Raw genomic sequence first — 8,743 nt, 5'->3', positions numbered from 1 at the left:
AGCCCATTACCTCCAACTGCCCTACAGTGCCTCTCAAGCGGATATCCGGTTCAGACGATTGCCGCGCAGGGATTGCCTTCCCGCCGCGCTGCGCGTTTCCGGCGGTCACGGCACAGCGGTCCGCCGAGGCAATTGAGAGGAGGCCGCGGGCCTGCAAGGGCTCCAGGCAGACCAGTCCCTCCACGGCCCGCACGCCGGTCGCCCGACGTCCACAAGCAGGCGTCATAAACTTTCAGCCACGAACCCCGGAGCGAATTGGCTGAAAATCGCAGACGAATCCACGTTCTCCGTCAGCGGACTTCTATGACTCCATCTCTTGAAGAGTCCTCAAGGCCTTCTATATCAACCCCAAGTCGGCCTGACTTACGCTACCAATTGATCGGCGAATTCTTCTTGCCCGGAGACCGTGGGCTCTGTGGAGGGTGCGGTCAACAGCTGCGTGAAAAAAGCAGTTTGATTTCGTTCCTTGCCCGGTGGCTGCCTGGAGTCCGCTCCGCGTGGAGACCGGGACCCGAAGACAGCACGCACTACCTGTAGATCCGAGGGAGACATCACCCCATGACGACAGCACCCGTGACGACAACGGTCGAGGACGTCCTGGCCTTTCTGGCCGCCGCACTCGGCACCGAAGTCGGCCCCGACGACGACTACTTCGCCGCTGGACTCGCCGACTCCCTCTTCGCTCTGGAACTGGTCACGTTCGTGGAGCAGCGCTTCCGGCTGACGGTGGAGGTCGAGGACCTCGCCATCGACAACTTCCGGACGGCCGCGCGCATCATCGCCTTCGCCCAGGCCCGGGGCGCCCGCACCGGCGCGGCGGCATGATGACGTACGCCGTCGAACCAACAGGCCCGCCGGACGCGACGATGTTCGCCGCCACCGTCCGGGGCGAGGCCGGCGACTGGGACCGCGCGGGCACGCTGCCCGAGGCGGTGCGCGAGGCCGTCGCACGGGCGGGGCTCTTCGGGGTGGGACTGCCGGAGCGCTATGGCGGATCGGGCGGCGGCCCGGCCGAGCTCGGCGACGTCTGCGCCGAGATCGGCGGGGTGTGCAGCGCGTTGCGTGGCCTGCTCACCGTGCAGGAGATGGTCGCCGCCGCGCTGCTGCGCTGGGGCACCGCGGCCCAGCGCGAGGAGTGGCTGCCGCAACTGGCCCACGGGCACCGGTTCGCCGCCTTCGCCGCGACCGAGGCGGGGGCGGGAACGGATCTGGCCGGTGTGGAAACCCGCATCGACGAGGACGGTGACCATCTGGTCGTCACCGGGCGCAAGCTGTGGATCACCTTCGGCAGGACCGCCGATGTCTTCCTGGTACTGGGCCGGGCCGCCGGGGGCTCGGCGGCGGTGCTGGTCGAAGGAGACCGGACGGGCGTGTGCCGGGAGCCCGTCGACGGCCAACTGGGCATGCGGGCGGCCGAGATCGCCCATGTCGGCTTCGACGGGGTGCGGGTGCCGCGCGACCATTTGGTCGGCCCGCCGGGCACGGGCCTCACCCACGTCGTGGGCACCGCGCTGGACCACGGGCGGTACACGGTGGCATGGGGTTGCGTCGGGATGGCCGAAGCCGGCCTGGATGCCGCGGCCGACCATGCGGTGAACCGTCTTCAGCAGGGTGTCCCACTGGCTGAGCACCAGCTCGTACGGGCCCAGCTCGCCCGCGCCGCCGTTCAGACCAGGGCCGCACGCGAACTGTGCGCCCGCGCGGGCCGACTGCGCCAGGAGGGCGATCCGTCGGCCGTGGCGGAGACCGTCGTCGCCAAGTACGCGGCGGCCGGTGCCGCCACCACCGTCGGCTCGGCGGCGGTGCAGACACTTGGCGCCGCCGGCATCGCGCCGGACAGCCTGGCCGGGCGGTTCTTCCGGGACGCCAAGGTCATGGAGCTCATCGAGGGCTCCCCATTCGTGTCGGAACTCCACATCGCGGACCGGCTGTTGCGCCGGCACGGGTTCCGTCCCTCATCCGGCGAACGAGCTCGCACAGTGATCCAGGAAGGACCGCAATGACGACCGAGGCAGCGGCCACCCGCACCGGAGGAACCGTCCCCGCACCGACCGTGAAGTGCCTGGTGTGGGACCTCGACGACACCGTGTGGAACGGCACGGTTCTGGAGGGCGACGCTCCACAGCCCTTCCCCGAGGTGCTCGCCACGCTGCGCGCCCTCGACGAGCGCGGCATCCTGCACGCCGTCGCCAGCCGCGGCGACCACGCCACCGCCACCGCGCATTTGAAGGCACTCGGCATCGAGGAGCTGTTCACGGTCCTGGAGATCGGCTGGGGCGCCAAGTCCGATGCGGTACGCCACGTCGCCGAGGCCATCAACATCGGCATCGACACGGTGGCGTTCATCGACAACGACGCGGTGGAACGCGCGGAGGTCGCGACGGCCCACCCCGCCGTGCGCGTCTACGCGGCCGAGCAGGCGGCCGGACTTCCCGACCTGACCGCCTTCCAGCCCCCGTTCGTCACCGACGAGAGCCGCGGCCGCCGTCACCTCTACCGCGGTGAACTGCACCGCAAGCGCGCCCAGGAGACCTACACCGGCCCGGCGAAGGACTTCCTGGCCACCCTCGGCCTGGTCCTCACCGTCCGACGGGCGACCGAGACGGACCTCGAACGCGCCCATGAACTCACCGTCCGTACCCACCAGCTCAACACCACGGGCCGCACGTACGACATGTCCCAGCTGCGGGGGCTGCTCGCCTCACCGGCGCACCAGGTCCTGGTGGCGAGCCTTGAGGACCGCTTCGGCTCGTACGGCACCATCGGCCTGGCGCTCACCGAACTCACCGGCACTGACAGCGTGTTGAAGCTGCTGCTGCTGTCCTGCCGGGTGATGTCGCGCGGCGTCGGCCCGGCTCTGATCGGCCATGTCGTGCGCGACGCGCTGGCGGACGGCCGCCGCCCGGTGGCGGAGTTCGTACCCACCGAGGTGAACCGGGTGATGCTGGTCAACCTGCGCTTCAGCGGCTTCGACGTGATCGAGCGCACCGGCGACCGGGTCCTGCTCGGTTTCGACCCCGCAGCGGCACCACCCGCCCAGGACGGCGCGGTACGCGTCGTCACCACCGCCTGACCCCTCTGCCGATCCAGGAGAGCCCGTGACTCACAGCATCACGCACCCCGCGCCCCGCCGTACGGTCGGCGTCGTCGGCGCGGGCACGATGGGCATCGGTGTCGCCCACTGCCTGGCGGCCGCGGGCCATGACGTCACCGTCGTGGATCCCCTGCCGCAGTCCCTGGCCACCGCCCCCGACCGGCTGCGCGCCGGACTCCGCATGGCCACCATGCTGCGCCGGGCACCGGCCGACGGGATCGAGCCGACGGTGCGGCGGGTGCGCTTCGGCGCGGACGTCGAGGAACTGCGTACCGCGTCCTTCGTCGTCGAATGCGCCCGCGAGAGCATCCCCGTCAAACGGGAAGTCTTCCGCTCCCTCGATGCCGTGCTCTCCCCGACCGCGGTGATCGCCACCTGTACCTCCGCCATCCCGGTCGGCCTGCTCGCCGTGCACGTCGAAGCCCCCGAGCGCGTACTCGGCATGCACTTCATGAACCCGGCCTACGCCAAGGATTCCATCGAGGTCGTCCGAGGCGAGCGCACCAGTGAGCAGACCCTGGACCACGCCCATGACCTGCTGAAGACCATGGGCAAGCAGGGCATCGTCGTAGGCGACGCACCCGGTTTCGTGTCCAACCGGCTGTCGCATGCCACGTACAACGACGCGGCCGCCGTGGTACAGGCGGGCACCGCGGACGCGGCCACCGTCGACCGCCTCTTCCAGGAGTGCTTCGGGCACACCATGGGGCCGCTGCGCACCGCCGACCTGATCGGCCTGGACACCGTCGTGGACACGCTGCACGTCCTGCACGAGCTCACGAGCGACCCCCGCTTCACCCCCTGCACACTGCTCACCGACCTGGTGGCAGCGGGCAGGCTGGGGCGCAAGAGCGGGCAGGGCTTCCACACGTATGCGACCGGGAAGTCCTGACGGAGGTCTCTGCCGACAGTCCGGCGGGCTGTCGACTCAGCACCTCGCGTTCACGGGCGGCAGCCTGCCGAACCGGTCGTCGTCGCCCCGGCCCGTGCCGCACGGAACTTGATGGGCGCGCGCCGTCAAGCGCGGCGGCCGGGTCGGTTGCGGCCTTCGGGCATGCCGACGGCTCGACGCCGGGGAAATGTCCGGGGTTACGGCGCGTCGTGCACCGGGCGGTCGCGTCGTCCCGGTCCGCGCTGGTGCCGGGCGCGACCGTCCGGGTGCTGACGGCTCACCGCGGCATCGCTGCGAGGGCCCCGCGCCGCGTCGGCGCGGCTCCCTGCGCCCCGGACTTTTCGAACTCGCATTCCGCACCGGACTGCGCAAGGGCGAACTCCTCGGTCTGCGCCGGGAAGACCTCGACGCCAGCACCGCCAGCATCCGCCGCACCCTCCAGCGCACCCGCGCCAACGGCCTGACAACCCTGCCGACCAAGACCATAAGCTCGGAGCGGCGCATCGCTCTGCCGACCTCGTGCGTCACCTCACTGCGCGCACCGCGCCCAGCAGTCCCAGGAACGGAACAAAGCCGACGCGGCGTGGCTGAACGGTGACCACGTCTTCACCCGGCCCGACAACTACCCGATCGAACCCGCCACCCTCACCCGGCACTTCAGCGCGATGCTCCGCCGAGCAGGACTCCGACAGATCCGGTTTCACGATCTCCGCCACGCGACCGCGAGCCTCCTCCTCGAACAGGGTGTCGAACTCGTCGTCATCAAGGAACTCCTCGACCACGCCCACGCAAGGGTCACCGCGACCATTAACACGTCCGACTCCGCCTCCAGCGCGACGCCATCGACCTCCTCGGCAAAGCCCTCGGAGTCCGTCGGCCAGCCCGACGACGGCGACGGCCCGCCACTTCGTGCAGCACCCGTCCACTGACGTTGCCGTCAGCTACTGCCGTCACGATGGCCAGAAGCCCCACCGGAGACAAATCCGGCGGGGCTCCTGGCGCATTTAGCAAATCCCCAGCAACGTCATTGGAAACGAGCCTGGAGTTTGGCTACTCAGAGATCTTGAAGAACTTGAACACCGCGATCCGCTGATCCTCGACGCTCGCCACTTCAGAGATATCTGCGGCCGCAAATATATCGACAACGTCATCTTCCGAAATTGGCATGCCAGACTTCAGATGATAGGCGAATCTACCGAGGTTCATCTGCTGCAACATGCCGGACGGAAAGACATCCGGCCTGGCACCCTGGCAGCACAGGAGAATTCCTTCACTCTCCAGACTGAGACGCGCTTCAATCAGACAATTGAACCAATTGGATGCCTGGAACTCCTGCCAAACGGAGTCAGCCACCGACATACGCAGCGTGGTCGGCATCTGATCAGAGAGCTCAAGACTCACCCGCACGAGCCTAGCATCAGGCCCTCCGGCCAGCAGGCTCACCAGCTCACTCATTGTTACCCCTTAAAGTTCGGATTCGGGACCCAGGTTCCATCCCTGAGACGGACTCCGACGATGTTGCTAGCGTCAATCTCATTCGGAACAGCTATCTCGCGCTCATGCGAAAGCGGGTTATCTGGGATCTCCGTGTTCACGTCCCTGCCTGTGACACCCCGAATGGTGTACACATTCCCACCACGAGTGATCGCATGCGTCTCAGAGGTCGTTGTTGACACGAATCCAGATGCAGGAGTGTATGTGCCGGATACACCTGCCACGCGCTCCGGGAGATCCATGTTATTGCCCAGCACCTTGAATCCGTTCTGGAAAATATCCGAGGGATCTCGCGTGTCACTCCGGAAGAGATCCCCTCAACCCGGACCAGTGTTATGCACTAGCACCGGCGCATTTCCCGCCATTACATAGTACGTGTGCAGGTCGTCGATGTTCAGGTTGTAAGTACGGGCATTCCGACTGAAGGCCCAGTTGGCTTCCACTGTGACTGTGCTGCTGTCGCTGCTCAGTAGGGCCGTGCCGGGTTTGAGTTCGTTGGCTTTGAGCCAGCGTTGTGCTGACGGGCTCCAGAAGGGGTGCTCGGAGGTGGCCGTGAGCTTCTACGACAACGTCGGCCTTCAAGACCACAACCAGGTCTTGAAGGCCGACGTCACGCAAGGCCCCGAATTAACCAACAGCGTCGTTAGTGAATCCGGCGGGGCCGCTGGGGGTTATTTCTAATAACTAGCACCTCCCGCCGACCGAGGTCATTCATACACGAGGCCAGCTGAGAAGATCATCGCTATCGTGGACCACGTCGGGGACTCCGGGGCACCCTCTCCAGTGTGATGACGGAGAAATACATCCATCCCATCTAGCCATACAGACGAAGCCTCAATGAAAGCGGATGTCTGAGGGTTCTCGACTGGAATGCTTCCGAGTCGACACTTTTCCGCCAACTCGGCCAAGTGGTTCACTAGGTCTTCCTGGGACGCGACGGACAATGCGGCGTCAATTGGACTGGTCATGACGTCCAGACCTCCCCTGTTCCTCGAATCTTGATCGATGTGCCAGCAGCGTCTGGGTCAAACCGACGTCTGCGACCTTGCACTTCGCCGTCTTTCCAGTCTGAGGATCGGTGGCGACGACTTCTTCCCCGACTTGGATATCTTCGATCTTCTTGGTCGACTCGTCAGTCATGAGGACCTGCGTGCCGGCTAGGAAGCAATTACCAGGGCTGCCCACGGCCTCAGCACCCGTCGCCTCATTTCTTGCGGCCCCAGCAGCTAGGGATTCAGCTTGGGCCCGCAGAGCGTTAGATGCTGCGCTAGCCTCACCCTCGGTGAACATGGTGACTGCGGACCATGCGCAGGCATCGTCATCTCCATGTGCGGCGCAGTCCCAGCCGTCGATTACAGATTGCGCGACGAGGTTCACGGTTGCTTCTGCTTCTTCGACAGCACCACATCTGAAGTCCCAGAAACCGCACCGGCTGTAGGTGAACTGCTGCCAGCCGCATTCGAGGTCGAAAAAGTCGCAGGAGGGGGATCCTGACTTGCCCCCACCCTTGCCACCACTTTGCGTGTCTCCGGGGCCATATCCCCCGGTGGTCTCGGACGTCGACTGGCTCTCGTGGTGGCTACCGGGGGCGGCGACGTACTCCGCCAGCAGCCATCGGGGCACACCGCAGGAGGGGCGCGGCGCTGGAGTAGGACGGCTGACCCGGCCATACTCCAGCCTCTCCCTGGCGTTGAAGGGGATCGCCCCAGCGAGCACGGGGTGCACGGCTGTCTCAGCAGGGGAAGTGCTCGCACTGTGCCCCGCGCGTACGGGGTGCATCTTGTCGACCTGTGGAGTTGCCGGCGGCAGTGGGCACGGCTCTCGTAATCACCTCATCCGCCGTGCTCAATCAGGTCCTCAACGGCCTGACGCAGCCACGCGTTGAAGTCCGGCAACCTCTCACGCTGTTCCCAACCGGGGCTGGCCAGATCGTGGATCACCGCCACGTCCCCCTGGTCCAGGTCCCAGCACGCCACGTCATCGTTGTCCTGGCGGCGGGCAAAGGGGACGAGTCGACGCTCGGGATACCGCTCGCGCAGACCGATCGCCCGACGTCGCAACTGGTCGCCATCAAAGATCCACCACGGCTCGAGGTCGGTCAGCCCGAGCTCGACCACGCGGATGAACTCCGCCGGATAATCGAAGCCCACTGGCAGCTCATCGATCGTCAAGAGGTTGGCCATGCGTCAGTTCCCATCCCATCCGGTCCACGGAGAGCCCATCGGCCACCTGTTACGGTACCCGGCGGCTTGCTTACCGATCCGCAAGGTGATCGCATCACCCCAGGTCGCGGGGACTCCCTTGGGTGTGGTGAACCGGTCGATCTGCATCTGGTCGGGCAACGGCTCATCGAACGGGTGGATCACTGAGGGGTTTTCATCCTGACGCGGCCGCGAGGTGAAGGGTGAGGACGGCCTTGACGACCGCGGTGATGCGGTTGGTGCTGCAGCGCAGCTTGCGCAGGAGGCGCCAGCACTTGAACGTGGTCATGGCCTGCTCGCCGACGCAGCGGATCTTGGCGTGGGTAGTGTTGTGGCGTCGTTGCCACCGCTTCAGGCGGCGTCCCTTGAACGGGACTCGGACGTTCCGGGCCGCACCCTGATACGCCTTATCGGCCCAGCACTTGAGGTCGGCGTCGACGAGGGCGTCGATGATGCCGTGCTCGCGTGCCGCCGCCAGGTCATGCGTCGCGCCGGGCAGCGCGGGCGAAGCCCACAGGAGCCGACCGAACGGATCGGTCAGCACCTGAACATTCATGCCGTGGTGCCGCTTCTTGCCCGAATAGTAGGGCCGGTCGGCGGCGATCTCCCCCAGCCTTCGGCCGGGAGGTGCCCCCAGTCGATCGGCAGCAGGGTGCCGTCGAGGATGACGAACGCCTTCTCCCGGATCGTCTTCATCGCTTCGGCCAGGGAGGGGGCGAGGGCGGCCAGGACGTCGACGGCCTCGCGTATGTAGCGGTAGACGGTCGCGATTCCGATGCCGAACCCGGCGGCGAGCTGGGCGTAGGTGTCACCGCACCGCAGATGGGCCAGAGCGAGTAGAGCCTGACGGCCCGCCGGCAGGCGCCGCCACCGTGTACCGATCTCCCGCCGCCGGGAGGCGAGTTGTCCAGTCAGGAACCGCAGGCTGCGGCTGGACAGATCGATCGAAGATGGGCAGACAAGCACACGAAGCTCCGTAAGTTGTTGGACGGCCCGGGAGGGCCGGGTGTGGCTTACGCGAAGCTGTCTTCAGTGGCTCGCCAGGAGTGGCCGCCCGGTCCT

The 8,743-nt window shown here is 66.5% G+C and carries 8 protein-coding genes and 4 pseudogenes; 6 read left to right on the top strand and 6 right to left on the bottom strand.

Annotated elements, in window-relative coordinates; all coding sequences use genetic code 11:
• The first annotated feature begins 558 nt into the window (after positions 1-558).
• From ACIQ8J_RS27960 to ACIQ8J_RS27940, 5 genes and pseudogenes are all read left to right on the top strand, one after another.
• Positions 559-825 carry an acyl carrier protein gene (locus tag ACIQ8J_RS27960; protein ID WP_403277631.1) on the top strand — a complete coding sequence of 89 codons (267 nt, stop codon included), beginning with the start codon at positions 559-561 and terminating at the stop codon, positions 823-825.
• Entirely contained in the window at positions 822-2,003 is a 1,182-nt protein-coding gene (locus tag ACIQ8J_RS27955) for an acyl-CoA dehydrogenase family protein (protein WP_403277630.1), read from the top strand. Before ACIQ8J_RS27960 ends, ACIQ8J_RS27955 begins: the two co-directional genes overlap by 4 nt.
• Positions 2,000-3,073, top strand: coding sequence for an HAD-IIIC family phosphatase (locus tag ACIQ8J_RS27950; RefSeq protein WP_403277629.1), 1,074 nt, complete (start codon positions 2,000-2,002; stop codon positions 3,071-3,073). Before ACIQ8J_RS27955 ends, ACIQ8J_RS27950 begins: the two co-directional genes overlap by 4 nt.
• A gap of 25 nt (positions 3,074-3,098) precedes the next feature.
• Positions 3,099-3,986 (top strand): 3-hydroxyacyl-CoA dehydrogenase family protein, encoded by an 888-nt coding sequence (locus ACIQ8J_RS27945; RefSeq protein ID WP_403277628.1) that lies wholly within the window; start codon positions 3,099-3,101, stop codon positions 3,984-3,986.
• A gap of 337 nt (positions 3,987-4,323) precedes the next feature.
• A pseudogene (locus tag ACIQ8J_RS27940) lies at positions 4,324-4,854 on the top strand (site-specific integrase); the annotation flags it as partial.
• 182 nt (positions 4,855-5,036) lie between these two features.
• Here ACIQ8J_RS27940 and ACIQ8J_RS27935 read toward each other — a convergent pair.
• The 3 genes and pseudogenes from ACIQ8J_RS27935 to ACIQ8J_RS27925 all read right to left on the bottom strand — a co-directional run.
• On the bottom strand, positions 5,037-5,441 hold the full coding sequence (locus tag ACIQ8J_RS27935; protein WP_403277627.1) for a hypothetical protein: 405 nt from the start codon (positions 5,439-5,441) through the stop codon (positions 5,037-5,039).
• A 2-nt stretch (positions 5,442-5,443) separates the two neighbouring features.
• Positions 5,444-5,779 (bottom strand): annotated as a pseudogene (locus ACIQ8J_RS27930) (hypothetical protein); the annotation flags it as partial.
• 18 nt (positions 5,780-5,797) lie between these two features.
• Positions 5,798-5,977, bottom strand: a pseudogene (locus ACIQ8J_RS27925) (polymorphic toxin-type HINT domain-containing protein); the annotation flags it as partial.
• Here ACIQ8J_RS27925 and ACIQ8J_RS27920 point away from each other — a divergent pair.
• Positions 5,925-6,161 (top strand): hypothetical protein, encoded by a 237-nt coding sequence (locus ACIQ8J_RS27920; RefSeq protein ID WP_403277626.1) that lies wholly within the window; start codon positions 5,925-5,927, stop codon positions 6,159-6,161. The pseudogene ACIQ8J_RS27925 and the gene ACIQ8J_RS27920 overlap by 53 nt on opposite strands.
• 270 nt (positions 6,162-6,431) lie before the next feature.
• On the opposite strand, the gene ACIQ8J_RS27915 is transcribed toward ACIQ8J_RS27920, so the two are convergent.
• From ACIQ8J_RS27915 to ACIQ8J_RS27905, 3 genes and pseudogenes are all read right to left on the bottom strand, one after another.
• Positions 6,432-6,857, bottom strand: coding sequence for a Hint domain-containing homing endonuclease (locus ACIQ8J_RS27915; protein WP_403277625.1), 426 nt, complete (start codon positions 6,855-6,857; stop codon positions 6,432-6,434).
• A gap of 455 nt (positions 6,858-7,312) precedes the next feature.
• Positions 7,313-7,663, bottom strand: coding sequence for a hypothetical protein (locus ACIQ8J_RS27910; protein ID WP_403277624.1), 351 nt, complete (start codon positions 7,661-7,663; stop codon positions 7,313-7,315).
• Between the two features lie 193 nt (positions 7,664-7,856).
• A pseudogene (locus ACIQ8J_RS27905) lies at positions 7,857-8,647 on the bottom strand (transposase family protein).
• Positions 8,648-8,743 lie beyond the last annotated feature (96 nt).

Origin of the sequence: Streptomyces sp. NPDC094147 (genome assembly GCF_044764265.1) — a bacterium.
Classification (GTDB): domain Bacteria; phylum Actinomycetota; class Actinomycetes; order Streptomycetales; family Streptomycetaceae; genus Streptomyces.
This window is presented reverse-complemented; position numbering and strand designations above follow the sequence as displayed.